The organism is Pseudoxanthomonas spadix, assembly GCF_003703395.1.
GTDB lineage: Bacteria > Pseudomonadota > Gammaproteobacteria > Xanthomonadales > Xanthomonadaceae > Pseudoxanthomonas_A > Pseudoxanthomonas_A spadix.
This window is the reverse complement of record NZ_RDQN01000007.1, coordinates 100,821-127,665: the sequence shown is the minus strand read 5'-3', so window position 1 is coordinate 127,665 and position 26,845 is coordinate 100,821. Positions and strand designations below refer to the sequence as shown.

Genomic DNA, 26,845 nt, shown 5'->3' with positions numbered 1-26,845 from the left:
GCCCTCCAGTCTAGCGGTGTGGATGTCGAAGTCCCGACAACACGCCACTGGCCGGTGGTCTTGCATGGCGCAAGGCAGGCATCATGGCCCGATGCCGTCATCGCCCGTGTCCGTTCCTGCCCGTCATGGGTCCCGCCTGCGCCGTGTCCTGACCTGGTGGCTGGTTGCGCCGCTGGCGCTGTGGGCATTGTTGGCCAGCCTGTACCTGGACCACGCGCCGGCCGCGCTGCGCGGGTCGCTGGCAGTGCTGTGGCTTGCGCTGGCCGTGGTGGTGCTGTGGCGTCGGGCCTGCCCGGATGGAAGGCGCTGGGCCTGGCTGGCACTGGCGGCGTGGCTGGTGTTCGTGGTTGGCTGGCTGCTGCAGCAGCCGCGGCAGGACCGGGACTGGGCCGATGACGTGGCCCGGCTGCTGCAGCCGCAGGTCAACGGCACGCAGGTCGTGCTGCACAACGTGCGCAACTTCGACTGGCGCAGCGACCACGACTACAGCGCAAGGTGGGAAACCCGCCAGTACGACCTGGACCAGCTGCGCGGGGTCGACCTGGCGATGTCCTACTGGATGGGTCCGGCGATCGCCCATACGCTGCTGTCCTTCGAGTTCGCCGATGGCCAGCGCGTGGTCCTGTCGCTGGAGATCCGCAAGGAGCGCGGCGAGTCGTTCTCCGCGCTGGGCGGCTTCTTCCGCCAGTTCGAGAAGGTGCTGGTGGCCGCCGACGAGCGCGACATCCTGCGCGTGCGGACCAATGTTCGCGGCGAGGACATGCAGCTGTACCGGTTGAACATGCCGCCTGAAGCGGCGCGCGCGCTGTTCCTGGCCTATCTCGATCAGGCCGACGCCCTGCGCGCCAGGCCCGCGTTCTACAACACGCTCACCAGCAACTGCACCACGGTGGTGTTCGAGCTGGCCAGGACCCTCGATCCCAGCCTGCCGCTGGACTGGCGCCTGCTGCTGTCCGGTTACTTCGACCGCTACGTCTACGCGCTGGGCGGCCTGGCCCCTGGCCTGGATCTGGCCACGTTGCGCGACCGCGGCAACGTGACCGCCCGGGCGCGCGCGAGCCGGGACCCGGACCGGTTTTCCGAACGCATTCGCCAGGGCGTGCCCGGCGCGCGGGCGCCATGAGCAGCTGGCGCAAGGCACTGGGCTGGCTGCGGCCGCTGGCCGGGGCGGCTGTGCTGCTGGGCCTGGCTTCGTGCGCCATGGTGCAGGTGGAGGCGCGCAAGCCGGGCGACTACGTCGGCCAGGTGCGTGGTGATGTGCTGAGCACCGGCGCGCTGAGCCAGGCCGGGCTGGAGACCCTGCGCGTGTCGGGCCTGGAGCCGGAGCAATGCCTGCGCGCACTGCAGGCCTGTGCCAGCCAGCTGGAAGCGGTCAGTGGGGTCAGTGCCGAACGGCGCATGGCCACCCTGGCGGAAATGTGGACCGGGCAGGCGTTGACGCACATGCCTGAGCGCGGGCAGGCACCGGACCAAGTGGCGCTGGATGCGTGGCTGCGCGCGGCGCGCTATGCCTACGCCTACCTGTTCTTTACCGAGCGCATGCCCGGCGAACGGGCCTTCGAGAACCGCCAGACCCAGGTGCGCGACTACTACAACTACGCGGCCGAACAGGTGGGCGCAGGCCTGTTCCAGCGTGGCGAGCTGGAAGGCGCGCCGGATGGCACCGCCGGCGCGGTGCGGATCGGCCAGTGGAGCGTGCGCACGGACATGCAGGACTTCCGCCTGCCCGGCGGCATCGCCAGGCCCGATGCGCTGGTGCCGGCGGGCATGCTGCGCTTCAGCGGGCTGCTCAGCATCTACCGTCGCGACGGCTTCGGCGCCGAACTGGTGGCACGGGTGCCGCCCGGACAGGTCGGCGACCCGAGCGCGACCGGCCAGGGCCCGCTGCGCCCACGCAGCCAGCAAACGCCCGCATACAATGAAATCCCGTACGCGCCGGCCACGGTCCTGCTGGATTTCCAGGGCCAGGACCTGGGCACGGTGCTGGCCTCCAGGCAAGTGGTCCTGCACCCCTACGATCCCTATCGTGTGGAACAGGTGTCCCTGAACGGGCAGCGCGTGCCGCTGGCCGGCAACTTCACCGCCGCCTATGGGCTGTGGCTGGCCCAGTCCGGGTTCGCCCGGCAGTCGCTGCGCTCGATGCTGGGCCGCGAGAACGGCATCGAGCGCCCGCACCTGTACCTGATGCAGCGCTACGACCCCGACCGGCGCATCGTGCTGATGCTGCACGGACTGGGCAGCAGTCCCGAGGCATGGGTGAACGTGGCCAACGAGATCATGGGCGACCAGCTGCTGCGCCAGGAGTACCAGATCTGGCAGGTCTACTACCCCACCAACGTGCCCATCGCGATCAACCGCGCGCAGATCCAGGCGCTGGTGGAACAGACCCTGCAGCACTTCGATCCGCAGGCGACCGCGCGCGCCTCGCGCGAGATGACCCTGATCGGCCACAGCATGGGCGGGGTGATCGGCCGGCTGCTGGTGAGTTCGTCGGGGGATGGGCTCTGGAACCGGTTCGTGGCCGGGCGCGAGCTGGATGCCGCAAGGCGCCAGCGGGTGCGCGAGCGGCTGAAGCCGCTGCTGAATTTTTCGCCACTGCCGCAGGTGGACCGGGCCATCTTCATCGCCGCACCCATGCGTGGCACGGCGCTGGCCGGGAGCAGGCTGGGCCGCTTCCTGGGCCGCCTGGTGCGGCTGCCGGTGACCATGCTGGCGCGGTTCGGTGATGTGCTCCAGGACCTGGCCGGGCACGACGGCGCCGCAGCTGGCAAGCCAGGCGTGCCCAATGCCATCGACAACCTGCGCGACACCGATCCGTTCATCCGCGCCACCGCCGAGCTGCCGGTCGCGCCCGGCGTGCGCTACCACACCATCATCGCGCGGCGGGACCCGCAGGTGCCGCTGGAGCAATCCGACGATGGCCTGGTGCCCTACCGCAGCGCCCACCTGGATGGGGCGGAATCGGAAAAGGTCATCACCTCCTGGCACAGCGTGCAGGAGACGCCGCAGGCGATCCTCGAGATCCGCCGCATCCTGCATGCACAGCTGGCCTCGGACCAGCCGCGCCCCTGAGCAAACGGCCCGGGGACCGGGCGCCGATGCCATCAGCCGTCCAGCTCGCTCCAGCGGGCGTAGGCGGTTTCCAGCTGGGCGTTCAACGCGGCCAGGGCTTCGTTGGCCGCGACGATGGCGGCAGCATCGCGCTGGAAGAACGCCGGCTCGCTCATCGCGGCGGTGCGCGCGGCGATGTCCGCTTCCAGCTGCTCGATGCGGGCCGGCAGCTGTTCCAGCTCGCGCTGGTCCTTTAAGCTGAGTTTCTTCTTCGGTGCGGCAGCTGCGGGCGCTGCGCTGGCCGCTGCGGCATTGGCCGCGACCGCCCGTTCCTGCGCGGTGCGGTCGGTGATCACCCCGGCGCTGTCAAAGCCGCTGCGCCCGCGTGGGCGCTGGCGCAGCCAGTCGTTGTAGCCGCCCACGTACTCGCCCACCCGCCCGCCGCCTTCCAGCACCAGGGTGCTGGTGACCACGTTGTCGATGAAGTCGCGGTCGTGGCTGACCAGCAGCAGGGTCCCGGTGTAGTCGGCCAGCAGTTCTTCGAGCAGCTCCAGGGTCTCCACGTCCAGGTCGTTGGTCGGTTCGTCCATCACCAGCAGGTTGGACGGCTGGGCGAACAGCTTGGCCAGCAGCAGGCGGTTGCGCTCGCCGCCGGACAGGCGGGTGATCGGCGCGCGCGCGCGTTCGGGCGAGAACAGAAAATCCTGCAGGTAGCCGATGATGTGCTTGCGCGCGCCATTGATCTGGACGAAGTCGCTGCCCTGGGCGACGTTTTCCAGCGCGCTGCGGGTCTGGTCCAGCTGGCTGCGGTGCTGGTCGAAGTAGGCGATCTGCAGGTTGGTGCCGGTCTGGACGCTGCCGGCATCCGGGGACAGTTCGCCCAGCAGGATCTTCAGCAGGGTGGACTTGCCCGAACCGTTGGGGCCGATGATGCCCACCCGGTCGCCGCGCATGATGTTGATCGACACATCGTCCAGCAGGACTCGCCCGGCATAGGCCTGGGTGATGTGCTCGGCGCAGATGACCTTCTTGCCGGAGGACTGCGCGGCGGAGGTTTCCATGCGCACGTTGCCGGTCAGCTCGCGGCGGGCGGCGCGCTCGCGGCGCATGGCCTTGAGCGCGGTGACGCGGCCCTCGTTGCGGGTGCGGCGGGCCTTGATGCCCTGGCGGATCCAGACTTCTTCCTGGGCCAGCAGCTTGTCGAAGCGGGCGTTCTCCTGTGCTTCGGCGTGCAGGCGTTCCTCACGGCGGCGCAGGTAGTTGTCGTAGTCGCCCGGCCAGTTGCTGACCTGGCCGCGGTCGATCTCGACGATGCGCGTGGCCAGCGCCCGCAGGAAGCTGCGGTCGTGGGTGACGAAGACCAGGCTGCCTTCGAAGGATTTCAGGAAGCCTTCGAGCCAGTCGATGGCCTCGATGTCCAGGTGGTTGGTCGGTTCGTCCAGCAGCAGGATGTCCGGGGCGCGCACCAGCGCCTGGGCCAGCAGCACCCGGCGCTTCATGCCGCCGGACAGGGCGGCGAAATCGGCTTGGCCATCCAGCTCCAGCCGGTCCAGGGTGGCCTGCACGCGCTGGTCCAGGTCCCAGGCGTTGTTGTCCTCGATCCGGGTCTGGGCGCGGCCCATGGCGTCCATGTCGCCGGCGTGCAGGGCGTGGTGGTAGTCGGCCAGCATCTGGCCGAGCGCGCCCAGGCCGGCCGCCACCACCTCGAAGATGCTGCCGGCGGTGTCCTGCGGCACTTCCTGGGCCATGCGCGCCACCACCGCGCCCGAGCGCAGGCGGATTTCGCCGTCGTCGGGGTGGATGTCGCCGGCGATCAGCTTCATCAGGGTGGACTTGCCGGCGCCGTTGCGGCCGACGATGCACACCCGCTCGCCGGGGTCGATGGACAGCTCGACCTGCTCGAGCAGCAGCGGGCCGCCGACGCTGTAGTCGACGCGCTGGAGTTGCAGTAGGGACATGCGACCATTGTAGCCGGGCCACCTGCAGCAGCGCCGGAACATCCAATGTCTGAACACCGGGATGGGGCAAGACGGTTGTCACCCTGGGCGGGCATCGGGATCGCGGCGTGCGCGGTCGGGTTCGCGCTGTTCTACCTGGGGCTGTTCCGGCGCGACAACGCGGCCCCGGCGATCGACCTGGCCGGGATCGCGCCGGCGCCGGCCGGCCAGTTCTTCTTTCACCTGGACCATTGCCGGGTGAGCGCCCACACGCTGGTGGTGCGCGGCTGGGCGGTGCGCAAGGGCCACAGCTGGCCGCTGACCCACAGCCGGGTGGTGCTGCGCCTGGCCGATGGCCGCGCGGTGGGCCTGGACACGGCCTGGCTGGGACAGCAGCCGGCGCTGGCCAGGGCGATCCACGCGCGCACCGGCGATCAGGTGGTGTATTACGCGCCGCGCTTTGCCGCCTCGCTCAACACCTCGGTGGCCCGGATCGACCCGGCCGGTGCCCGGCTGCTGCTGCTCTGGGAGCAAGGCCCGGTGCGCGCGCTGCTGCCGCTGGACTGCCCGGCGCTGGCGCGATGAAGGCGTGGCTGCGTTCCTGGCCGGCGCTGGGCTGGGCGTGGATGCTGGCCAGCATCGTCTGCATCCATGCCTTCGGCATCAGCCTGGCGCCGGTGGCCGACGATGGCTACTTCGCGCAGATGTTGTCCAGGTACACGCTGGCCCAATACCTGGATCATCGCTATCACACCTGGACCGGGCGCCTGCCGATCGAGGCGGTGCTGGTGGTGATCGTCCACCATCCCTGGCTGTGGCGGGCGTGCAACAGCGCGATGCTGGTGCTGCTGTGCGTGGCCAGCGGGCGGCTGGCCCGGGTCGGGACCGAGCTGTCGCGCAGCGGCGCTGCGGTGCTGGCCTTCATGCTGGTGATGTTGATGACGCCGCAGGCGATCTTCGAATCGGCCTGGTGGCTGACCGGTTCGCTCAACTACCTGTGGCCCATCGCCCTGGGCCTGTGGAGCCTGGTGCCGCTGGTGGAAGGCGGGGCGTATCGCTGGCCGCAGCGGCTGGGTTTCGTGCTGGCCGCGGCCTGGGCCGCGTACTGCGACCAGCTGGCGCTGGTGCTGGTGCCGCTGAGCCTGGGGCTGCTGGCCCGGCGCGGCTGGCAGCGCCGCGCCACTGCCTGGGATGTGGTCCAGGCGGTGGTGCTGTGCGCCAACGCGGCCGTTGCGTTGGGTGCGCCGGGTAACGCGCGCCGCTTCCTGGAAGAGCAGGGCATGCGCTTTCCCAACTTCGCCGACCAGGACGTGCTGGAGAAACTGCGCATCGGCCTGGGCCTGATTGCGCGCGCGCTGGCCGATCCGCGTGCCTATCTGGTCGGCGTGGTCGCCGCGTTGGCCCTGTTGCTGCTGTGGCCCAGCCCGCTGTCGCGGCTGGTCAAGGCCGTGCTGGGGCTGGTGCTGGCGACGCTGCTGGTGCAGCTGGTGTTGTTCGTGCCCGGCGTGCCCGGCGATCCGCTGCAGCTGTGGCTGCCCAGGCGCCTGGACGGCGATGCGGTTGCCTTCGGCCGGCATTACCTGCTGTCGGCGTGGCTGGCCTTCAGCGCCGGTTGCCTGGTGATCGCCTGCGCGTGCTGTTTCTGGCCGCGGCCGGGCGAGGTGCTGCGCATGCTCGGGGTGCTGCTGTTGGGCCTGGCATCGCTGGGGATGATGGGCTTCTCGCCGACCGCGTATCTGTCGGGCATGCGCATCGCGTTCCTGTGCCTGCTGTGCCTTGCCATCGTCGGGGTGCGCCTGCTGGCGCGCGTGCCGCAGGTGTACGGCCCGCGCATGCAGCAAGGCGTGGTCGGGCTGGTGGCGGCGCTGGCGTGCTGGCGGATCGCCTTCAGCGCGTTGCTCTGACCGTCGCCGGGCCATGCAGGCGGCCACCTGCATGGCCCGGCACGGCGTGCCCTGCCCGGCCCGGTCGCTGCAACGCTGAGGGCGTCATCCAACCGACGCTTCGATGGCATGGCGCCCTGGCGCCATGCTCCGGCGCCGCGCACGGCTTTCCGTTGGGTTCCACGCGCCAACGGCGCAGTGCGGGCTCAGCCCGGTTCGGCCGCTTCCTGCTGCTGTGGCAGCGGCGGTGCCTCGCCCTGGGGCACCGCCGCTGCGGGCTGGGTGAACAGGCGCACCGCATCCAGGAATTCACGGCCCCAGCGATCCACGTCGTGGTACTCGACGATGTCGTGCAGCTGGCGCAGGCGCCCGCTGGCCTCCTCTTCGGGCATCTGCAGCGCCTGTGACAGGGCTGCGGTCAGGTCGGCCTGATCGTGCGGATTGGTCAGCAGTGCACCCTTGAGCTCGGCCGCGGCGCCTGCAAACTCGCTCAGCACCAGCACACCGCTGCCGCCCTCCATGCCCTGGGTGGCGACGAATTCCTTGGCTACCAGGTTCAGCCCGTCGCGCAGCGGGGTGATCCACATGACCTGCGCGGCGGCGTAGTGCGCCACGACCTCCTCGAATGGGAAGGCCTGGGCGAAGAAGCGCACCGGCGTCCAGTCCATCCGTGCAAAGCGGCCGTTGATGCGGCCCACGGCCTGCTCGATGGCGTTCTGCAGCTGGCGGTAGACGGTCATCTCGCGTGCGGCCGGTACGCAGATCATCAGCAACGTCACCTTGTTGTGCAGGCTGGGCTGGGCTTCGAGCAGGCGTTCGAAGGCTTCCAGCTTGGCCAGGGTGCCCTTGGTGTAGTCCAGGCGTTCGACCGAAAGCACCAGCTTGCGCGCGCCGATCTCCCGGCGCAGCTTGTAGATGTTGTTGCGCACCTCCGGGTTGGCCAGCACGCCCTTGATCCGGCGCAGGTCGGTGCCGACCGGATGCGCACCCAGGGCGATCTCGCGGCCGGGCACGCGCAGGCGCGTGGTCATGGTGTCCAGGCCCACCGCGCAGCCATAGGTGAGAAAGCGCGGGGCGCAGCTTTCGGTGCAGACCCGTTCGACCGGGGCCACCCCGCGGACCACGTCGACGAAGTTCTCCACCTGGCGCGGGATGTGGAAGCCCACGTAGTCGCACGAGAGCAGGCTGCCGATGATCTCCCGCCGCCACGGCACCACGTTGAACACGTCGGCCGAAGGGAAGTAGGTGTGATGGAAGAAGGCGATCTTCAGATCCGGGCGCAGCTCGCGCAGGTAGGCCGGCACCATCCACAGGTTGTAGTCGTGGATCCAGACCGTGGCGCCTTCAGCGGCGTCGGCCGAAGTGGCCTGGGCGAACTTGCGGTTCACCTTGAGGAACACCTGCCAGTCGTCCTCGCGGAACTTGGCCCGTTCCCAGAACACGTGCAGCATCGGCCAGAACGCTTCCTTGCTGAAGCGCTTGTAGAAAATGTCCACCTCGGTCTTGGTCAGCGGCACGCGGGTGACGGTCAGCTGCGGATACTTGTCCACATCCACTGCGCTGTGGGTCGGCGGCGCCACGCGCTTGGGGTCATCGATGCCCCAGGCCACCCACGAGCCCTTCTGGCCGCCGGCGAAGAAGCCCAGCAGCGAGGGAATGATGCCGTTGGGCGACTTGGGCTGGCGGCGGACGATCCGGTCGTCCTCGATGACTTCCTCGTAGGGCAGGCGATGGTAGACCATCACCAGGTCGGCCTTGCCGGTGGACAGGGTGCGCGCGGCCGGCAGGTACGGGTCGTCCTCGGCCAGCAGCCCGAAGTGGGCGATGGCTTCCAGGATGCCACCGCAGCCCGGTGCCTGCGCATGCAGTACGTCCGACAGCGAGCCGGTGGCCTCGATCAGTGCCGGCTCGGACTCCCCGACGCAGACGCCGCGGAAGCCGGCCACATACATGGACAGGTCGTTGAGCGTGTCGCCGGCAACCAGCACGTGCTCGCGCCTGAGCTTGAGCTGCGCGGCCAGCGCCGAGAGCGTGCGGCCCTTGTCGGTGTCCGGCGGCAGGATGTCCAGGTAACGGTCGGCCGAATACAGCACCGAGCAGCCCAGCGCGCGCGCGGCCTCCTCGATCTGGCTGCGCAGCGGCATCAGGGTCTGCGGATCACAGAAGTACGAGCAGCGCCGTTCCTGGGGCACGTCCTGGCGGGCCAGGGCGGGAAAGGCGCGCATCGCCTGGGCCACGGTCTGGTCGCCGGGCCAGCGCGCGTCGATCCTGCTCTGCAGCGGCTGCAGCGGCTGCAGGGTGTGGCCGTCGACCACGGTTGCGCCCACGTCGCAGACCACGTAGTCGGGGCGGGGAATGGAGGGGTCGGTCAGCAGCGGCATCACCGCTTCCAGGCCGCGCCCGGTGATGAAGATCAGGCAGATCTCCGGATGCTGGTCCACCAGGCGGTACAGGTGGTGGCGTTGTTCGGCGCTGCCGGCCAGGAAGGTGCCGTCCAGGTCGGTGGCGAGGATCAGGCGTGGGTCGGGCCGGGCCTGGGTGGAGCGGGGTGAGGTGTTTCGGGATGTGGTGGTCAGATCAGTCATGAGAATCCTCTGAGGGTGGATGGGAAGGTTCGGTCTCGGGCATCAGTTCCAGCGCCGACGGGGTGGTGCGCAGCATTGGCCGGAACGGCGCGGCGAAGGTGCGTTCGCGGCGGAAACGCAGCCGCACAAACAGATAGCCGGCCAGCGCGACCAGCATCACCGCGAAGTACACCGGCAAGGCCGACGGGCCGAACCGGTGCATTGCCCCGCCGGCCAGTGCCGGGCCGATGGCCGAGCCGACGCCATTGACCAGCAGCAGGCTGGAGCAGCCCGAGAGCAGGTGTTCGCGCGGCAGGTAATCGAGCATGTGCGCCACCGCGAACGGGTACAGCGAGAAGCTCAGCCCGCCGAACAGGAAGAACAAGCCGAACAACACCCGGTGGTTGGCCTGCACCGCCGGCAGCAGCATCGCCAGGGCCACACCGGCCGCGGCCAGCGCGGTGATGGCCAGCGCCAGGCGCCGGTCGTGACCGTTGCTGATCCGGCCGATCGGCACCTGCAGCAGCGCGCCGCCGGCAATGGCGGCCAGCATGAACAGGGCAACGCCCCGCGTATCCAGGCCGATGCGCCCGGCGTAGACCGGCGACAGGCCCCAGAATGCGCCCATCGCCAGCCCCGACAATCCGGCGCCCACCGTGGCCGCCGGTGCCAGGGCATACAGGTGCCTGAGGCTGAAGCGGGTCAGCGAAGGGATCTCCGGCTGCACCAGCCGGGTGGCCGAGACCGGCATCACCGAGGCGCAGATCAGGATCGCGGTCAGGTTGAACAGGGTGGCCAGTTCCATGCCGCCCCAGCCCAGCAGAAGCTGGCCCAGGGCCAGCCCCGACAGGTTGATCATCATGTAGACCGAGAACACCCGTGCGCGGGTGTCCGCGTTGGGCTCGGTGTTGAGCCAGCTTTCGATGGTGGTGTACAGCCCCACCAGCGCCACCCCGGTCACCAGCCGCAGCAGGCCCCATGCCCAGGGGTTGACCCAGATTGGATGCAGCAGGATCGCGATCGCCGCCAGGGCGGCAAAGAACGCAAAGGCGCGGATATGGCCGATCCGGCCGATCATCGGCGGCCCCAGGAAGGTGCCGAAGAAGAACCCGGCGAAGTAGCCGGACATCACCAGACCCAGGGTCCGGTCATCGAAGCCGGCCTGCGCCCCACGCACCGCCAGCAGGGTGCCGAGCAGCCCGCTGCCGGTCAGCAGCAGGGCAACGCCGAGCAGGAGTGAAGTGAGCCGCAGCATCAGCGCGACCTTCTTGGGGAAGGGGAGCTGGTCACCAATGAAATCATAACATATTGATTCATTTAGGGAAAATCTCGTCGTGGAAAAGTGGGGTTGGATTGGCCGCAAAGCCCGCTGCGGCAGGCGTTCAAGGCCGCTGCCGGGGGACCTGGCTGCGGCGCGTCTGGACCCGCGCCATGCCTGGCCATACTGCGCCGCAACATCATGCTGCCGCATGTGCCGGGTCGGAACGCGCACCGCTTGATTCGCAGACCGCCAGCCCCCACCGTGGCGACCCCGCACATCGCCTGAGCAACGCACGCCATGCCGATCTACGCCTTCGAATGCAGCACCTGCGGCCACCACTTCGACAAGCTGCAGAAACTGTCCGACGCCGACCCCGCCACCTGCCCCAGCTGCGGCGCCGCCACGGTCAGGCGCCAGGTCACCGCGCCCTCGTTCCGGCTGGCCGGCGGCGGCTGGTACGAGACCGACTTCAAGAAGGACGGGGACAAGAAGCGCAACCTGGTCGAAGGCGGCTCCGGCGGCGAGTCCAAGCCGGTTGCCAGCGACAGCAAGCCCGCGCCGGCGGCCAGTGACAGCAAGCCCGCACCGGCGGCCAGCGCCAGCAAGCCCAAGTCCGGTGCCAGCGGCAGTCCCGACTGAAGCCGCGCTGGCCTGCCGCCGGAAGCTGACAAACAGCTCCCCCCGCGGCACGCTCGCGGTCCGGTGGGCGCGCCCGGCGCTGCCGGTCTGCCCGGGTCGACCGTGTTGGCAGCGGCGAGCGATGACCGGCGCCGGTCAGGGCGCCATTGCGGGCACTGCCAGGGCCAGCGGCCGTGTCAGTGGCCGCCGCCGCGATCTTCGGCGAACTCGCCCCGGCAGCCCTGGCTGACCCAGATGCTGCTGCCGCGCTGGCCCCAACTGCGGCCTTCCACGCAGCGGCTGTCGGACAGCTGACGCACCAGCACGGCCCGGCCGCGGAAGCCGGCGGCGCACTCGCGGGTGCGGTCGTCCGTGCTTTCGCAGCGGATCGTGCGGCCCTTGCCGGCGCCGCCGGGACCGGCGTGCCAGCTGGGGACAAAGCGCCCCCGGCAGCCCTGGTCGACCCAGATCATGCCCTTGCGCGTGCCCCAGGTGCGGCCTTCGATACAGGGCGCATCGGACAGGGCCCGGTCCAGGCGGGCGCGGCCCTCAAAGCCCCGGCATTCCCGGTACCTGTTGTCACGGCTTTCGCAGGTCACCGCGTCCTGGGCGCGGGCCGGCCCGGCTGCATGCAGTCCCAGGGCCAACAGGACGACCGCAAACACTCGCAACATGGCACGGCTCCGGCGGGATCGAGGTGGGGCGGACTATATACGCGCAACGGTCGCGTTCGCCGAAAGGGCGGGCATTTGCCGCACCGCGGCGGCGGCCGCAAAATAGCCGGCTTTGCGGCCGCTCCTTCGCGGCCAGCCTGGAGTTGCAATGCGTACCCACTTCTGCGGCCTGGTCGATGAGACCCTGATCGGCCAGACCGTCACCCTGGCCGGCTGGACCGATGTGGCCCGTAACCAGGGCGGGGTCTGCTTCATCGACCTGCGCGACCACGAGGGCATCGTGCAGGTGACGGTGGAGCTGGACAACGCCGAGGTCTTCGCCATCGCCGCCTCGCTGGGCTATGAGGACGTGCTGCAGGTCGAGGGCGTGGTCCGCGCCCGCCATGCGGTCAACGACAGGCTCAGGACCGGCAAGGTCGAGGTGATCGCCAGCGCGATCACCGTGCTCAACAAGGCCGCGCCGCTGCCGTTCCATGCGCACGAGAACCCGGGCGAGGAAACCCGCCTGAAGTACCGCTATCTGGACCTGCGCCGCCCGCAGATGCAGCGCATGCAGCGCACCCGGATCAGGCTGGTGCAGGCGCTGCGCCGGTATCTGGACGCGCGCGGCTTCCAGGACATCGAGACCCCGATCCTGACCAAGGCCACCCCGGAGGGCGCGCGCGACTTCCTGGTGCCGGCGCGCATGCATCCGGGCGAGTTCTACGCCCTGCCGCAGAGCCCGCAGCTGTTCAAGCAAATCCTGATGGTGGCCGGCTTCGACCGCTACTACCAGATCGCGCGCTGCTTCCGCGACGAAGCCCTGCGCGCAGACCGCCAGCTGGAATTCACCCAGCTGGACATGGAGTTTGCCTTCGTGGGCGAGCGCGACGTGCAGGATTTCGTCGAGCAGATGATCCGGGCGATCTTCGCCGAAGTGATCGACGTGGAGCTGGCCGCGCCATTCCCGCGCATGAGCTGGGCCGAGGCGATGCGCCGCTACGGTTCGGACAAGCCGGACCTGCGCATCGACCTGGAACTGGTCGATGTGGCCGAGCTGGTCAAGGACTGCGGATTTGCCGTGTTCACGGCCGCCGCCCACGATGCCCAAGGCCGCGTGGCCGCGCTGCGCATTCCTGGCGGCGCCTCGCTGTCGCGCAGGCAGATCGACGAGTACGCCGCCCACGCGGCCAAGTACGGCAGCAAGGGCCTGGCCTACATCAAGCTCAGCGAGGCCGGCGAAGTCGCTTCGCCGATCGCCAAGTTCTTTGCCCAGGAGCGACTGGCCGCGCTGATCGCCCACGTCGGCGCCGGCAACGGCGACATCGTGTTCTTCGGCGCCGGTGGCTACAACACGGTCTGCGACTTCATGGGTGCGGTGCGCCTGAAGGCGGGCAAGGACTTCGGTCTTGTGTCCGATGGCTGGCGGCCGCTGTGGGTCACTGATTTCCCGATGTTCGAGTGGGACGAGCAGGCCCAGCGTTTCGTCGCCCTGCATCACCCCTTCACCGCGCCGGCGGTGGACGACATCGCCCAGCTGCGTGCGCACGCCAGGACCGCGGTCTCGCGCGGCTACGACATGGTCCTCAATGGCAACGAGATCGGCGGCGGTTCGATCCGCATCCACCGCCCGGACATGCAGAGCGCGGTGTTCGAGCTGCTGGGCATCGGCCAGCAGGAAGCCCGCGCCAAGTTCGGCTTCCTGCTCGATGCGCTGAACTACGGCGCCCCGCCGCATGGCGGCATCGCTTTCGGCATCGACCGCATCGCCGCACTGATGGCCGGTACCGACTCGATCCGCGATGTGATCCCCTTCCCCAAGACCACCGGCGCCCAGGACCTGATGACCGACGCCCCCTCGCCGATCCCCGACGAGCAGCTGGCCGAACTGCACGTCCAGGTGCGTGGCGGCGAGAAGTGAGCGAGGGGGGCGAGGAGTGAGCAGAGCGCCAGCGCATCACCGTCGCTCACTTCTCACTCTCACTTCTCTACATTCGCTCCTTGCCTGACCCCATGATCATCCGCCAAGCCACGCCCGATGATGCCCAGGCTGTCTCCGACCTGGCTGCGCGCACCTTCACCGAGACCTTTGGCCACCTGTATCCGGCCGAAGACCTGCACGGTTTTCTGGAGGAAAGCTATGCGCTGGACCGGGCCAGGATCGTGCTGGCCCATCCGGACTACGCGATCTTCCTGGCCGAAGAGGACGGCGTGGCGATCGGTCATTCGGCCGCCGGTCCGTGCGGGCTGCCGCACCAGGACGTGCAGCCGCAGGATGGCGAGCTCAAGCGCCTGTACCTGTTGTCCGGCTACCAGAACCGCGGGATCGGCTCGCGCCTGTTCCACACCACCCTGGACTGGCTCCAGCGCCACGGCCCGCGCGCGCTGTGGATCGGGGTGTGGTCGCAGAACTTCGGCGCCCAGCGCTTCTACGCCCGCCACGGGTTCGAGCGGGTGGGCCAGTACAAGTTTCCGGTCGGCAAGATCGTGGATGACGAGTTCATCCTGCGACGTCCGGCACGGTCCTGAAAGCCGCGTCCGGGTTGAGCGGGCGCGACGCCTGGGTCATGCTGCGGCCACTTCATGGAGGAAATGCCGATGTCACTGCTGCGTCCCCTGTTGTGCCTGGTCCTGGTGCCCGCCGCGTTGAGTGGCTGCGCACACGATGAGATGGCGCGTTGCACGTCGGCCTCGGGCAGCTGGGCCATCGGCCGGGTTGCCGACCAGGCCACCCTGGACCGCATCCAGGCCGAAAGCGGCGCCCGGCAACTCCGCACCCTGGCCGACGACCAGACCTCCTCGGACATCGGCATGGACCGGGTCACGGTGCACGTGGACGCGCGCAACCGGGTCAGTGCAGTGACCTGCGACTGAGACCGGCGCGCGCCCATGCCGTCCAGCAGCCTGAACTGCCCTTGCCGGCGGTGCGGGTTCTGCACGGCATCTGGAATGCTCAAGCGTGGGTGCGCCCGCTGGCCTGGCGGTTGTCGGCCCGGGGCTTCGATGCGCAGGTGTTTGGCTATCGGAGCATCACCGCAGTGCCGCAGGCGGCGATCGACTGCCTGGCCCAATGCCTGGGCGATGGCCCGCCGACACATCTGGTCGGATACAGCCTGGGTGGGCTGATTGCGCTGGAAACCCTGCGCCGGTATCCGCAGCTTCCGGTGCCGCGGCTGGTGTGCCTGGGCTCGCCGCTGCGCGGCAGTGCCACCGCCCGTGCGCTGCTGCAGCGTGGCTGGGGCGGGCTGCTGGGGCGCAGCGGGCCGTTGCTGGACCATGGCTGCCAGCCCTGGCACGGGCCGACCCAGGTGGCGATGGTCGCCGGCCTCGTGCCGCGCGGGGTGGGGCGGCTGCTGGGCGCGGTCGGCACCGATTCGGACGGCACCGTGGCCCTGGCCGAAACCCGCCTGCCGGGTCTGGCCGACCATTGTTGCGTACCGGCCAGCCACACCGGGCTGGCGTTCTCACCGCAGGCCGCGCGCCAGGTGGCCGCGTTCCTGCGCTGCGGGCGGTTCCAGCGCTGACCGGGCTGTCAGTGGCCGGCGCGCGCGGCGCATTGGAGTAAAATTATCGCTTCATGTTCGTGTCCCAACGGAAGTGTGTCATGGGTCGAGGCCCTTCGATCGAAGCCCGCAAGAACGCCAGCGACGCCAGGCGCGGCAAGATCTTCACCAAGATCATCCGCGAGATCAGCGTGGCCGCCCGCGCCGGCGGCGGTGATCCGCACCACAATCCCAGCCTGCGCACGGCGATGGACAAGGGCCTGTCGGCCAACATGTCCAAGGACGTGATCGAGCGCGCCATCAAGAAGGCCACTGGCGAGCTGGAAGGCGTCGAGTACGAATCGATCCGCTACGAGGGCTATGCGCCCGGCGGGGTGGCGGTGATCGTCGATGCGCTGACCGACAACCGCGTGCGCACCGTGGCCGATGTGCGCCATGCCTTTGCCAAGTGCGGCGGCAACATGGGCACCGAAGGCTCGGTGGCCTTCATGTTCAGGCGCGTGGGCGTGCTGAGCTTTGCGCCGGGCGCCGACGAGGATGCGGTGACCGAAGCGGCCATCGAGGCCGGGGCGGAGGACGTGGTGGTCTATCCGGATGACGGCTCGATCGACGTGCTGACCGCGCCGGAGGCTTTCGAGACGGTCAAGCAGGCCATGGCCGCGGCTGGCTTCACGCCGGGCTATGCCGAGATCACCTTTCGCGCCGACAACGACATCGCCGTGGACGGCGAGACCGCCGTGCAGGTGCGCAAGCTGCTGGACATGCTCGAAGACCTGGACGATGTCCAGGAGGTGTATTCCAACGTCGACCAGGCCTCGCTTGGCGGCGTGAGCTGAAGTGGCGGTGGCCGGGACTGGGAAGGGTCGGGAAGTCGGGACTGGGGGCTCGGCTGCGGCAGCGGCGATGGCAGGCGCGCGGGAACAGGGTTTTCCGGGTCCCGGCTCCATCCGCATCCTCGGCATCGACCCGGGCTCGCAACGCACCGGCGTGGGCATCATCGATGTCGATGCCGCCGGCCAGACCGCACACGTGTTCAATGGCCCGCTGGTGCTGCTGGGCGAAGGCGGGTTTCCGCAGCGGCTCAAGCGCCTGCTGCTGGGGCTGGGTGAGCTGCTGGAAGAGTGGAGGCCGGACGAAGTGGCGATCGAACAGGTGTTCATGGCCCGCAATCCCGATTCGGCGCTCAAGCTGGGCCAAGCCCGCGGCGCGGCGATGGCCGCGGTGGTCATGCGCGACCTGCCGGTGCACGAATACGCCGCCAGGGAGGTCAAGCTGGCCATCGTGGGGCGCGGCGGCGCAGACAAGGAACAGATCCAGCACATGGTCGGCATCATGTTGAACCTCAAGGGCAGCCTGCAGGCCGACGCGGCCGACGCGCTGGCCGTGGCCATCACCCACGCGCACGTGCGCGCCACCGCGCAGCGGATGGGCGTGGATGCGCGCGCGGCCTGGAGCAGGAAATGAGTCTCTTGAAGAAGCCGGGACCCGGGACCCGGGACCCGGGACCCGATCAGGGCAACGGCGCTTTCGGGTGCACCGGGACGGGCTCTGCCGGGTCCCGGGCCCCGGGACCCGATCAGGGCAACGGCGCTTTCGGGTGCACCGGGACGGGCTCTGCCGGGTCCCGGGTCCCGGGTCCCGGGACCCGGCTTCCTGGGTCCCGGCTTCCTGGGTCCCGGCTTCCCGGAGCGCTGCCATGATCGGTCGCCTGCGCGGGATCCTGATCACCAAGTCGCCGCCGTGGCTGATGATCGAAGTCGGCGGCGGCATCGGCTACGAACTCGAAGCGCCGATGAGCACCTTCTACGACCTGCCCGAGCTGGGCCGGGAGGTCACGCTGTTCACCCATTACGCGCAGAAGGAAGACAGCGTGTCGTTGTACGGCTTCCTGCGCGAGGGCGAGCGCAGGCTGTTCCGCGACGTGCAGAAGGTCACCGGCATCGGCGCCAGGATCGCCCTGGCGATCCTGTCGGGGGTGAGCGTGGACCAGTTCGCCCGGCTGGTGCAGGCCGGCGACGTCACCGCACTGACCCGCATCCCCGGCATCGGCAAGAAGACCGCCGAGCGCATGGTGGTGGAACTGCGCGATCGCGCCGCCGGGCTGATCGCAGGGCCGGTCGGGGGGGCCGCGCTACCGGTGGATCCCCAATCCGAGGCGATCACCGCCCTGCAGCAGCTGGGCTACAAGCCCGTCGAGGCGCAACGGATGGCGCGCGAGGTGGCCGCCCCGGGCGATGATGCCGCCGGGATCATCCGCAAGGCCCTGCGCTCAGCCTTGCGCTGAGTGCAGGCCTTCCTCACCTCCCCAGCAGTAGGCTAACTTTCGCCATGTCCACAGCGCACCCCACTTCCTCGGCTGCTGACAGCGCGGCGTCCCATCATGATCACGGCAACCAGGGCCTGCCCGGCCTGATCCTTGGGGCCGTTGGCGTGGTCTTCGGCGACATCGGTACCAGTCCGCTGTACACGCTGAAGGAGGCGTTTTCGCCGCACTTCGGCCTGGTCGGCAACCACGACACCATCCTGGGCATCCTCTCGCTGGTGTTCTGGGCGCTGGTGATCGTGGTGACGGTCAAGTATGTGACCATCATCATGCGCGCCGACAACGACGGCGAGGGCGGGATCATGGCGCTGATGACCCTGGCTCAGCGCACCTTGCCGCAGGGCTCGCGCTCGGCCTACGTGGTCGGCATTCTTGGCATCTTCGGTGCTTCGCTGTTCTTCGGTGACGGGGTGATCACGCCGGCCATCTCGGTGCTGTCGGCGGTGGAGGGCCTGGAAGTGGCCGCGCCCGGCCTGGAGCGCTGGATCGTGCCGATCACCGTGACCATCCTGATCATGGTGTTCGTCGCCCAACGCTTCGGCACCCAGAAGGTCGGCAAGGTCTTCGGCCCGGTGACGGCGCTGTGGTTCCTGGCCCTGGCGGTGCTGGGCGTGTGGAACATCATCGACGCGCCGGAAGTGCTCAAGGCCTTCAATCCGATGTGGGCGATCGACTTCTTCATCGCCCACGGCTGGCACTCGGTGCTGATCCTGGGCGCGGTGGTGCTGGCGGTCACCGGTGGCGAGGCGCTGTATGCCGACATGGGCCACTTCGGCGCCCGCCCGATCCGCTATGCCTGGTACCTCATGGTGCTGCCATGCCTGATGCTGAACTATCTGGGGCAGGGCGCGCTGGTGTTGCAGGATCCGGCTGCGGTCAGCAATCCGTTCTACGAAGGCGTGCCCGAGTGGGGCCTGTATCCGATGATCGTGCTGGCCACCATGGCCACCATCATCGCCTCGCAGGCGGTGATCACCGGCGCCTTCTCGGTGGCCCGCCAGGCCATGCAGCTGGGCTACATCCCGCGCATGCAGGTCAAGCACACCTCGCACGACACCATCGGCCAGATCTACGTGCCGGGGGTGAACTGGATGATGATGATCACGGTGCTGGCGGTGGTGCTGGCGTTCGGCAGCTCCACGGCACTGGCCAGCGCCTATGGCATCTCGGTGTCGGCCACGATGCTCATCGATACCCTGCTGCTGGCACTGGTGGCGCGGGCGCTGTGGCCGCAGGGGCGCAAGTGGGTGCTGCCGCTGTGCGTGCTGTTCTTCATCGTCGATGTGGGCTTTGTGATCGCCAATGGCGCCAAGTTCTTCGACGGGGCCTGGTTCCCGCTTGCGCTGGGCCTGATCGTGTTCACCTTGCTGCGCACCTGGCGTCGCGGCCGCGAACTGCTGGCCGCCGAAATCCGCAAGGACGGCATCGGCCTGGACAGTTTCCTGCCCGGGCTGATGCTGGCCCCGCCGGTGCGCGTGCCGGGTACGGCGGTGTTCCTGACCGCGCAGACCGGCGTGGTTCCGCATGCACTGCTGCACAACCTCAAGCACAACAAGGTGCTGCACGAGCGCAATGTGTTCCTGACCGTGCACACCCTGCCGCTGCCGTACGCGCCGGCCGACAGACGGTTGAAGGTGGAGTCGATCGGCGACGAGTTCTACCGGGTGGTTGTCAGGTTCGGCTTCATGGAGACCCCCGACGTGCCGCTGGCGCTGATGCGCAGCTGCGACCAGGGCGGGCCGTACTTCGACCCCATGGACACCACCTTCTTCGCCAGCCGCGAGACGATCGTGGCCAGCGCCCGCCGCGGCATGCCGATCTGGCGCGACAAGCTGTTCGCCGCCATGCACCGCAATGCCGCGCCGGCGACCGGATTTTTCCGCATCCCGGGCAACCGGCTGGTCGAGCTGGGCTCGCAGGTGGAGATCTGATGCGCGTGACCTGCGCCGCGGCGGCGGCGCGTGCGACCATGGCCGCATGAACGAGCACCGCCTCATTGCCGCCGACGCCACCGGCGAGGATGACGCCCTGGAGGCGTCGATCCGGCCCCGGCGCCTGGCCGATTACCTGGGCCAGCAGCCGGTGCGCGAGCAGATGGACATCTATATCCAGGCCGCCAGGGGCCGCGGCGAGGCGCTGGACCACGTGCTGATCTTCGGTCCGCCGGGCCTGGGCAAGACCACCCTGAGCCAGGTGATCGCCAACGAACTGGGCGTGAGCCTGCGCGCCACTTCCGGCCCGGTGATCGAGAAGGCCGGCGACCTGGCCGCGCTGCTGACCAACCTGCAGCCGCACGATGTGTTGTTCATCGACGAGATCCATCGGCTTTCGCCGGTGGTCGAAGAGGTGCTGTATCCGGCCATGGAGGACTTCCAGCTGGACATCATGATCGGTGAAGGCCCGGCGGCCCGTTCGATCAAGATCGACCTGCCGCCGTTCACCCTGATCGGCGCCACCACCCGCGCTGGCCTGTTGACCGCGCCGCTGCGCGACCGCTTCGGCATTGTCCAGCGCCTGCAGTTCTACAGCGCCGAGGAGCTGACCCGGATCGTGCGCCGCTCGGCGCAGATCATGGCCATCACCTGCGAGCCGGAGGGCGCGGCCGAGATCGCCCGGCGCTCGCGCGGCACCCCGCGCATCGCCAACCGCCTGCTGCGGCGGGTGCGCGACTACGCCCAGGTCCGCGCCGGCGGGCACATCGACCACACCGTGGCCAAGGCGGCGATGGAAATGCTCAAGGTGGACCCGGAAGGCTTCGACGAGATCGACCGCCGGCTGCTGCACACCATCATCGAGAATTTCGACGGTGGCCCGGTCGGTGTCGAATCGCTGGCTGCGGCGCTGAGCGAGGAACGCGGCACCCTGGAAGATGTGGTCGAGCCCTACCTGATCCAGCAGGGCTTCCTGGTGCGCAGCGCACGCGGGCGCATGGCCACGCGCAAGGCCTATCTGCATTTGGGGCTGACGCCTCGGGACCCGGGGCCCGGGACCCGGGACCCGGAGGAGCTGTTCTGATGAAGGCCGCGCAGTGGATGGCCATGGCCGTGCAGCGCTCCTGCGCCCGCGCCTTGCCAATGAAAAGGAGCGGGTCCCGGGGAGGCCGTTCTGATGGCCATGCAGCGCTCTTGCGCAAGGGCCTTGCCGATGAAAAGGAGCGGGTCATGGCCTTCGGGTCCCGGGTCCAGGGCCCCGAGTCCCGCCCTTTAAGAAGGAGCGGGTCATGACCGCCGGGTCCCGGGTCCCGGGCCCCGAGTCCCGGCCTTTATTCAGTTGGCCGACACGCGTCTATTGGGAAGATACCGACGCTGGCGGGGTGGTCTATCACGCGCAATACGTGGCTTTCCTGGAACGGGCACGCACCGAATGGATGCGCGCCCGCGGACAGATGCAGGAGCAGCTGCGCCTGGACCACGACCTGGTCTTCGTCGTGCGGGCCATGCAGGTGGACTTTCTCAGGCCCGCGCGGCTGGACGACCTGCTGGCGGTCACCGCGGCGGTCAAGCAGGTCAGGCGGGCCAGCGTGATCTTTGCCCAGCAGATCTGGCGCGAGGATCAGCTGCTGCTCAGCGCGCAAGTCAAGGTGGCCGCGGTCTCGGCTACCGCGTTTCGCCCGGTGGCCCTGGCCGAGCCGCTGTACCAGGCATTCAAATCGCTGGAAATTGCAAGTTAACCCCTTACACGCGTAGAACACCGAGGAACACGACGGATGATTGGATTGCTCCTGGCGCTGCAGGACACCGTGACCGAGGCGCTGCCGGCGCAGACCGCCAGCGCAGCCGCCCAGGCCACCGCGCAGGTGACCCACACCAGCATCAACTACTTCGAGCTGCTGTCCAGAGCCAGCTTGCCGGTCAAGTTGATCGTGCTGCTGCTGCTGGTCGGCTCGCTGGTCAGCTGGGTGATCATTTTCCGCAAGGCCGGCGTGTTCAAGCGCGCCAACCGCGATGCGGACGAGTTCGAAGGCCGGTTCTGGTCCGGCGCCGACCTCAACAAGCTGTATTCGGCCGCTGCCGACCGCAACCGTGTGGTGACCGGGCTGGAGGCGATCTTCGAGGCCGGTTTTCGCGAGTTCTCGCGCCTGCGCGACAAGCGCCGCGGCGACCCGCGCGTCCAGCTCGAAAGTGCCCAGCGTGCCATGCGCACCACCTTCGCCCGCGAGGTCGACGCGTTGGAACGCAACCTGGAACTGCTGGCCAACATCGGCTCGAACGCGCCCTACGTGGGCCTGGTCGGGACCGTGTTCGGCATCATGGTGACCATGCACGACATGCTCAACAGCGGCGAGCAGGCCGGCATCGCGGCGGTGGCTCCGGGCATTTCCGAAGCGCTGTTCGCCACCGCGATCGGTCTGTTCGTGGCCATCCCCGCGGTCTGGGCCTACAACCGCTTCACCACGCGCGTGGAGCGCATCTCGGTGCGCTATGAAACCTTCGCCGAGGAATTCAGCTCCATCCTGCAGCGCCAGCCCGGCGAAGAGTAAGGGGCCGCCCATGCAATCGGCCATCTCCCGGCGCAAGCGCCGCAAGCTCAAGTCCGAGATCAACGTGGTGCCCTACATCGACGTGATGCTGGTGCTGCTGATCATCTTCATGGTCACCGCGCCGATGCTGACCCTGGCGGTGAACGTGGACATCCCCAAGTCGACCGCGCGCTCGGTGGACAGCAAGGCCGATCCGGTGATCGTCACGGTGGACGGTGACGGGCGCTTCTTTCTAAAGCTCAAGGATGCCCCGATCCAGGAGCTTTCGGCCGAAGAGCTGCAGGCGCGCCTGGCGGCCTTCGTCAGCGAGAACAAGGACATTCCGGTGTTCCTGGCCGCCCCGGGGGATGCCAACTACCAGAAGGTGATCGACGCGACCGGCATCATTTCCAAGGCCGGGGTGACCAAGGTGGGCCTGATGAGCAAGCCGGGCGGCACGGGCGGCAATGCACGCTGAGGCGTCGTCTTTCGACCGCAGGGATCCACGCGACCGTCCGGGCACCGCGGTGGTGCTGGCCGTGTCCATGCACCTGCTGTTGCTGCTGTTGATCGTGCTGTCCTCGTACTTCAACTGGAACACCGACCAGGCCAGCGCCGCGGCCGGCGCCCCGGCCATCGAGGCGTCGCTGGAGATGTCGGCTTCGGACATGCGCGCCGCCCAGCAGGCGATCCGCGAAGCCTCCAAGGTCGAACCCAAGCCCGAGCCGCCCACGCCCACGCCACAGCCGGTGGCCGAACAGGACACCGTGCCGCCGCCGCAGCCGCTGCCCGAGCCCAGGCCACAGGATTCGCAGGTGCCGCAACAGCAGCAGGCGCAGGAGCCGGTGCCTGATCCGGACCAGGTCAACCAGGAAGAAGCCAGCCGCCTGGCCATCGCCCAGGAAAAGGCCGAGAGGGAACAGGAGGCCAAACGCCGCCAGGAGCAGATCGACCTGACCGAACGCAAGCGTCAGGAGGAAGCCGAGCGCAAGCAGCGCCTGGCCGAGCAGCAGCTGGAGGACGACCGCCAGAAGAAGCTGGCCGCGATCCGCGCCCAGCGCGAGCAGGCCGCCAGACAGGCCAGGCTGGCCGAACAGAAGCTGCGCCAGCTGGCCGACGCGCGCGCCAAGCAGGCCTCGGCGCAGGCGGCTGCGCCGTCCGCCCCGCCGGGCCAGAACGGCGTCGACGAAGGCCTGGGGGCCAGGTACAAGGCTGCGATCCAGAGTGTGGTAACCCAGCAGTGGACCCGGCCGGACAGCGTGTCGGTGGGGACCAGATGCGTGGTCGAGATCACCCAGCTGCCCGGCGGCGAGGTGATGGAAGCCCAAGTGCGCCCGGGTTGTCCGATGGACGCGGCCGGCCAGCGCTCGATCGAGGCCGCCGTGCTCAAGGCCCAGCCGCTGCCGTATCGCGGGTTCGAACCGGTGTTCCGGCGCAAGCTCACCTTCATCTTCGAGGCGCAGGATCGCTGAGGCCGCGCCTTGCGGGGTTCACGCCCCCTTGGCGTTCATGATTGCGAAAATGTTCACGTCCAGCCTGCTATCCCTAGCGGCCTTTCGCAAGACCAACGCCTTCATGAAGAAATTGTCGCACTGGTTCGTCGCGCTCATCGTCCTGCTGCTCCCGGCCCTGGGCCAGGCGCAGGATCAGGCCCTCGAGATCAACATCGTCGGCGGCAACGCCTCGGCGCTGCCCATCACGATCGTGCCGATGCCCTACCAGGGCTCCGGCGCGGCTCCGACCACCGACGTCTCGCAGGTGGTCCGCGCGGACCTGGAGCGCTCCGGTGCCTTCCGTACCCTGCCAGAGGCCAGCATCGTCGAGAAGCCGACCCGCGGCTCGGAGATCCAGTACCCGACCTGGCGCGCGCTGAAGCAGGACTACATCGTCGTCGGCCGCGTCATCGATGGCGGCAACGGCGTCTTCCGCGTCGAGTACGAACTGTTCGACGTCGCCAAGCAGGAGCGTCTGCTCGGCCTGGCCATGACCGGCCGCGCCAGCGCCATGCGCGATGTCGCCCACCAGATGGCCGATGCGATCTACGAAAAGATCACCGGCATCCGTGGCGCCTTCTGGACCCGCATCGCCTACGTCACCCAGACCGGCCTGGGCGCCAACGCGCGCTACGCGCTGATGATTGCCGACTCGGATGGGTTCAACCCGCAGACCATCGTGCGTTCGGCCGAACCGCTGCTCTCGCCCTCCTGGAGCCCGGATGGCCGCAGGCTGGCCTATGTCAGCTTCGAGCGCGGCAACTCCTCGATCTACCTGCAGGACATCACCACCGGCGCGCGTGAGCTGGTCGCCAGCTTCCGCGGGATCAACGGGGCGCCGGCGTTCTCGCCCGATGGCCGCCGCCTGGCCCTGACCCTTTCGCGCAGCGGCAACCCCGAGATCTACGTGATGGACCTGGGCAGCAAGGCGCTGACCCAGATCACCAACCAGTACGGCATCGATACCGAGCCGACCTGGAGCGCCGACGGCAGTCAGCTCTATTTCACCTCCGATCGCGGCGGCCGGCCGCAGATCTACAAGGCCTCTTCCGGTGGCGGCGGTGCCACCCGCGTGACCTTCGAAGGCAACTACAACGCCACCCCGACCGTGTCCTACGATGGCAAGAAGATCGCCGTGGCCCAAGGCAGCGGCAGCACCTATCGCATCGCCATGATGGACACCAGCCTCGGCTCGCCGCGCTGGACCACGCTTTCGCCCGGTTCGCTCGATGAGTCGCCGAGCTTTGCCCCCAACGCCTCGATGATTCTGTACGCCGCACGCGAGGGTGGCCGGGGCGTGCTGTACGCCGTTTCCGCAGATGGCCGTGTCCGTCAGCGACTGGTGCTGGCCCAGGGTGATGTGCGTGAACCGGCCTGGTCGCCGTACCGCAACGCTACTCCGCAAAAATAACCCGGTCGGGCATTTCCGCTGGCTTAATATTGCGTTAAACTAGCGCACGTTTGTATCCCACCATCCCGGATTCGTGTCACAAGGAACCCACATGAACACCACGTTTCGCGTCGCTGCTCTGTCCCTGATGTCTGTGGCCGTTCTGGCCGGTTGCAAGAAAAACACGAAGGAAACCCCGCCGCCGCCTGCCGTCGAGCCGCCGCCGGCGATGACCCAGCCGGTCGAAACCTCCGGTCTGTATGGTCCGAGCGATCTGGATACCGACGCCTGCCTGCGTCAGCGCGTGGTCTACTTCGACCTGGACCAGGATTCGCTGAAGCCGGAGTTCCAGGCCATCATGGCGTGCCACGCCAAGTACCTGCGTGACCGTCCTTCGGCCCGGGTCAACCTGGAAGGCAACGCCGACGAGCGCGGTTCGCGCGAGTACAACCTGGGCCTGGGCGAGCGTCGCGGCAACGCGGTTTCCTCCGCCCTGCAGGCCGCCGGCGGTTCGGGTGCGCAGTTGTCGGTGGTGAGTTACGGCGAAGAGCGTCCGACCTGCACCGAGTCCAACGAAGACTGCTGGGCCAGGAATCGTCGCGTCGAGATCGTGTACACCGCGAAGTAATCGACGGCTGAACTTCAGGCCACCGCTTGCGGTGGTCCACCAGGGCCGGTGACCGGAGCGGGCAACAGGACACAACCTGTCTGCCCGACCTGGCACCGGCCCTTCTCATTGGCCCGCCATGATTCAATGCCGCTTCTGCCGTGCCATGCGCATCCCTTTCGTCACGTGAGCCCCATGCGTCCAATCCATTTCCGTGTGCTTCTGCCGGTCCTGCTGCTGTCGCTGGGACTGGTGCCCACTGCCTTGGCCCAGCGCGCCAGCCTGGCCGATCGGGTTGCCGCGCTCGAAGCGCAGTCGGCCAACAGCCGCGGCAACATCGACCAGCTCAACCAGCTCAACCAACTGCGCAGCGAACTGGCCGAGCTGCGCGGCATGGTCGAGCAATTGCAGAACGAAAACGCCCAGCTCAAGCAGCGCGCCAAGGACCAGTATCTGGACCTGGACGGGCGCATCGGCCGCCTGGAGGGCGGAGGTGGCGCAGCGCCTGCAGCTGCCGGTGCGGTGCCTTCGGTCGTGCCGCCGCCGGCTTCAGGGGGTGCTTCGGCCGCCACGCCGACGGCCGTTCCGGTCGCGGACGCGGCGGTGGAAGCGCCCCCGTCCGTGCACGGCGATGCCGGCGCGCTGGCCCAGGCCGGCGACGAGCGCACCGCCTACGGCGTGGCCTTCGATGCGCTGAAGAAGGGCGAGTACGCCGACGCGGCCAACCTGTTCACCAGCTTCCTGCAGCTGTATCCCGGCGGCGTGTATGCGCCCAACGCGCTGTACTGGCTGGGCGAGAGCTATTACGTCACCCAGAACTACCAGATGGCCGCCGACCAGTTCAGCGCGCTGATCGCGCGCTATCCCACCCATGACAAGGCGCCGGGTGCGCTGCTGAAGTTGGGCCTGGCGCAGTACGGCCTGGGAAAGGTCAACGACGCCGAGGGCACCCTGCAGTCGGTGATCCAGCAATATCCCAACAGCGATGTCGCACGCACCGCCGAAGACCGCCTGCATTCGATCCAGGTCGGCCAGATGCGCTGAGGTGGATGGCTTCATCCGGGCCGCTCGAACCTGTTGTGCTGAAGATCGTTGAACGCCAC

24 protein-coding genes and 1 pseudogene are annotated in these 26,845 nt (G+C 68.6%); 21 read left to right on the top strand and 4 right to left on the bottom strand.

Translation table 11 applies throughout. The annotated features are described in order from the left end of the window. Positions 1 to 91: 91 nt before the first annotated feature. Entirely contained in the window at positions 92 to 1,123 is a 1,032-nt protein-coding gene (locus D9R12_RS12120; protein ID WP_122230811.1) for an Lnb N-terminal periplasmic domain-containing protein, read from the top strand. Next, positions 1,120 to 3,072 (top strand): esterase/lipase family protein, encoded by a 1,953-nt coding sequence (locus D9R12_RS12115; RefSeq protein ID WP_122230809.1) that lies wholly within the window; start codon positions 1,120 to 1,122, stop codon positions 3,070 to 3,072. The genes D9R12_RS12120 and D9R12_RS12115 overlap by 4 nt, the downstream gene beginning before the upstream one ends. Positions 3,073 to 3,104: 32 nt before the next feature. Here the strand turns inward: D9R12_RS12115 and D9R12_RS12110 are convergent, their stop codons facing one another. Beyond that, the gene (locus D9R12_RS12110) at positions 3,105 to 5,009 is read right to left on the bottom strand and encodes an ATP-binding cassette domain-containing protein (protein ID WP_122230869.1); all 1,905 of its coding nucleotides are present in this window, start codon (positions 5,007 to 5,009) and stop codon (positions 3,105 to 3,107) included. 45 nt (positions 5,010 to 5,054) lie between these two features. On the opposite strand from D9R12_RS12110, the gene D9R12_RS12105 reads away from it, so the two are divergent. Then, positions 5,055 to 5,573, top strand: a complete 519-nt coding sequence (locus D9R12_RS12105; RefSeq protein WP_147475088.1) for a hypothetical protein — start codon at positions 5,055 to 5,057, stop codon at positions 5,571 to 5,573. Further along, positions 5,570 to 6,892 carry a DUF6056 family protein gene (locus D9R12_RS12100; RefSeq protein ID WP_122230805.1) on the top strand — a complete coding sequence of 441 codons (1,323 nt, stop codon included), beginning with the start codon at positions 5,570 to 5,572 and terminating at the stop codon, positions 6,890 to 6,892. The genes D9R12_RS12105 and D9R12_RS12100 overlap by 4 nt, the downstream gene beginning before the upstream one ends. A gap of 185 nt (positions 6,893 to 7,077) precedes the next feature. Here D9R12_RS12100 and ggpS read toward each other — a convergent pair whose 3' ends face one another. Further along, positions 7,078 to 9,387, bottom strand: coding sequence for a glucosylglycerol-phosphate synthase (gene ggpS / locus D9R12_RS12095; RefSeq protein ID WP_122230867.1), 2,310 nt, complete (start codon positions 9,385 to 9,387; stop codon positions 7,078 to 7,080). Between the two features lie 61 nt (positions 9,388 to 9,448). Beyond that, complete coding sequence (locus D9R12_RS12090) at positions 9,449 to 10,690, bottom strand: MFS transporter (RefSeq protein ID WP_122230803.1); 1,242 nt, start codon at positions 10,688 to 10,690, stop codon at positions 9,449 to 9,451. A 303-nt stretch (positions 10,691 to 10,993) separates the two neighbouring features. On the opposite strand from D9R12_RS12090, the gene D9R12_RS12085 reads away from it, so the two are divergent. Further along, the gene (locus D9R12_RS12085) at positions 10,994 to 11,335 is read left to right on the top strand and encodes an FmdB family zinc ribbon protein (protein ID WP_122230801.1); all 342 of its coding nucleotides are present in this window, start codon (positions 10,994 to 10,996) and stop codon (positions 11,333 to 11,335) included. Between the two features lie 182 nt (positions 11,336 to 11,517). On the opposite strand, the pseudogene D9R12_RS12080 reads toward D9R12_RS12085, so the two are convergent. Then, positions 11,518 to 11,913, bottom strand: a pseudogene (locus D9R12_RS12080) (DUF3011 domain-containing protein); the annotation flags it as partial. 223 nt (positions 11,914 to 12,136) lie between these two features. Between D9R12_RS12080 and aspS the strand changes: the two are divergent. The 16 genes from aspS (at position 12,137) to ybgF (ending at position 26,786) form a co-directional block, all read left to right on the top strand. After that, the gene (gene aspS, locus D9R12_RS12075; RefSeq protein WP_122230799.1) at positions 12,137 to 13,888 is read left to right on the top strand and encodes an aspartate--tRNA ligase; all 1,752 of its coding nucleotides are present in this window, start codon (positions 12,137 to 12,139) and stop codon (positions 13,886 to 13,888) included. A gap of 92 nt (positions 13,889 to 13,980) precedes the next feature. Continuing rightward, positions 13,981 to 14,496: a GNAT family N-acetyltransferase gene (locus D9R12_RS12070; RefSeq protein WP_014159796.1), complete on the top strand. Its 516-nt coding sequence runs from the start codon at positions 13,981 to 13,983 to the stop codon at positions 14,494 to 14,496. A gap of 69 nt (positions 14,497 to 14,565) precedes the next feature. After that, a complete protein-coding gene (locus tag D9R12_RS12065) occupies positions 14,566 to 14,841 on the top strand; it encodes a hypothetical protein (protein WP_147475087.1) in 276 nt (91 codons plus the stop codon). A gap of 89 nt (positions 14,842 to 14,930) precedes the next feature. After that, positions 14,931 to 15,491: an alpha/beta fold hydrolase gene (locus D9R12_RS12060; protein WP_244919643.1), complete on the top strand. Its 561-nt coding sequence runs from the start codon at positions 14,931 to 14,933 to the stop codon at positions 15,489 to 15,491. 80 nt (positions 15,492 to 15,571) lie between these two features. Continuing rightward, entirely contained in the window at positions 15,572 to 16,306 is a 735-nt protein-coding gene (locus D9R12_RS12055) for a YebC/PmpR family DNA-binding transcriptional regulator (protein WP_014159799.1), read from the top strand. A gap of 67 nt (positions 16,307 to 16,373) precedes the next feature. Further along, positions 16,374 to 16,934, top strand: a complete 561-nt coding sequence (ruvC, locus tag D9R12_RS12050; RefSeq protein WP_122230793.1) for a crossover junction endodeoxyribonuclease RuvC — start codon at positions 16,374 to 16,376, stop codon at positions 16,932 to 16,934. Positions 16,935 to 17,166: 232 nt separating this feature from the next. After that, the gene (gene ruvA, locus D9R12_RS12045) at positions 17,167 to 17,754 is read left to right on the top strand and encodes a Holliday junction branch migration protein RuvA (protein ID WP_122230791.1); all 588 of its coding nucleotides are present in this window, start codon (positions 17,167 to 17,169) and stop codon (positions 17,752 to 17,754) included. Positions 17,755 to 17,798: 44 nt separating this feature from the next. Beyond that, a complete protein-coding gene (locus tag D9R12_RS12040) occupies positions 17,799 to 19,724 on the top strand; it encodes a potassium transporter Kup (RefSeq protein ID WP_014159802.1) in 1,926 nt (641 codons plus the stop codon). A 46-nt stretch (positions 19,725 to 19,770) separates the two neighbouring features. Continuing rightward, on the top strand, positions 19,771 to 20,808 hold the full coding sequence (gene ruvB, locus D9R12_RS12035; protein WP_014159803.1) for a Holliday junction branch migration DNA helicase RuvB: 1,038 nt from the start codon (positions 19,771 to 19,773) through the stop codon (positions 20,806 to 20,808). 205 nt (positions 20,809 to 21,013) lie between these two features. After that, entirely contained in the window at positions 21,014 to 21,463 is a 450-nt protein-coding gene (gene ybgC / locus D9R12_RS12030) for a tol-pal system-associated acyl-CoA thioesterase (protein ID WP_122230789.1), read from the top strand. Positions 21,464 to 21,499: 36 nt separating this feature from the next. Continuing rightward, the gene (gene tolQ, locus D9R12_RS12025) at positions 21,500 to 22,273 is read left to right on the top strand and encodes a protein TolQ (RefSeq protein ID WP_122230787.1); all 774 of its coding nucleotides are present in this window, start codon (positions 21,500 to 21,502) and stop codon (positions 22,271 to 22,273) included. A gap of 10 nt (positions 22,274 to 22,283) precedes the next feature. Continuing rightward, positions 22,284 to 22,730, top strand: a complete 447-nt coding sequence (tolR, locus tag D9R12_RS12020) for a protein TolR (RefSeq protein WP_014159807.1) — start codon at positions 22,284 to 22,286, stop codon at positions 22,728 to 22,730. After that, positions 22,720 to 23,724, top strand: a complete 1,005-nt coding sequence (gene tolA, locus D9R12_RS12015) for a cell envelope integrity protein TolA (RefSeq protein WP_122230785.1) — start codon at positions 22,720 to 22,722, stop codon at positions 23,722 to 23,724. Before tolR ends, tolA begins: the two co-directional genes overlap by 11 nt. A gap of 103 nt (positions 23,725 to 23,827) precedes the next feature. Continuing rightward, positions 23,828 to 25,156 carry a Tol-Pal system beta propeller repeat protein TolB gene (gene tolB, locus D9R12_RS12010; RefSeq protein WP_122230783.1) on the top strand — a complete coding sequence of 443 codons (1,329 nt, stop codon included), beginning with the start codon at positions 23,828 to 23,830 and terminating at the stop codon, positions 25,154 to 25,156. 91 nt (positions 25,157 to 25,247) lie between these two features. Further along, the gene (pal, locus tag D9R12_RS12005; protein WP_014159810.1) at positions 25,248 to 25,763 is read left to right on the top strand and encodes a peptidoglycan-associated lipoprotein Pal; all 516 of its coding nucleotides are present in this window, start codon (positions 25,248 to 25,250) and stop codon (positions 25,761 to 25,763) included. Between the two features lie 183 nt (positions 25,764 to 25,946). After that, positions 25,947 to 26,786, top strand: a complete 840-nt coding sequence (gene ybgF / locus D9R12_RS12000) for a tol-pal system protein YbgF (RefSeq protein ID WP_425476611.1) — start codon at positions 25,947 to 25,949, stop codon at positions 26,784 to 26,786. The last annotated feature ends 59 nt before the right edge of the window (positions 26,787 to 26,845 follow it).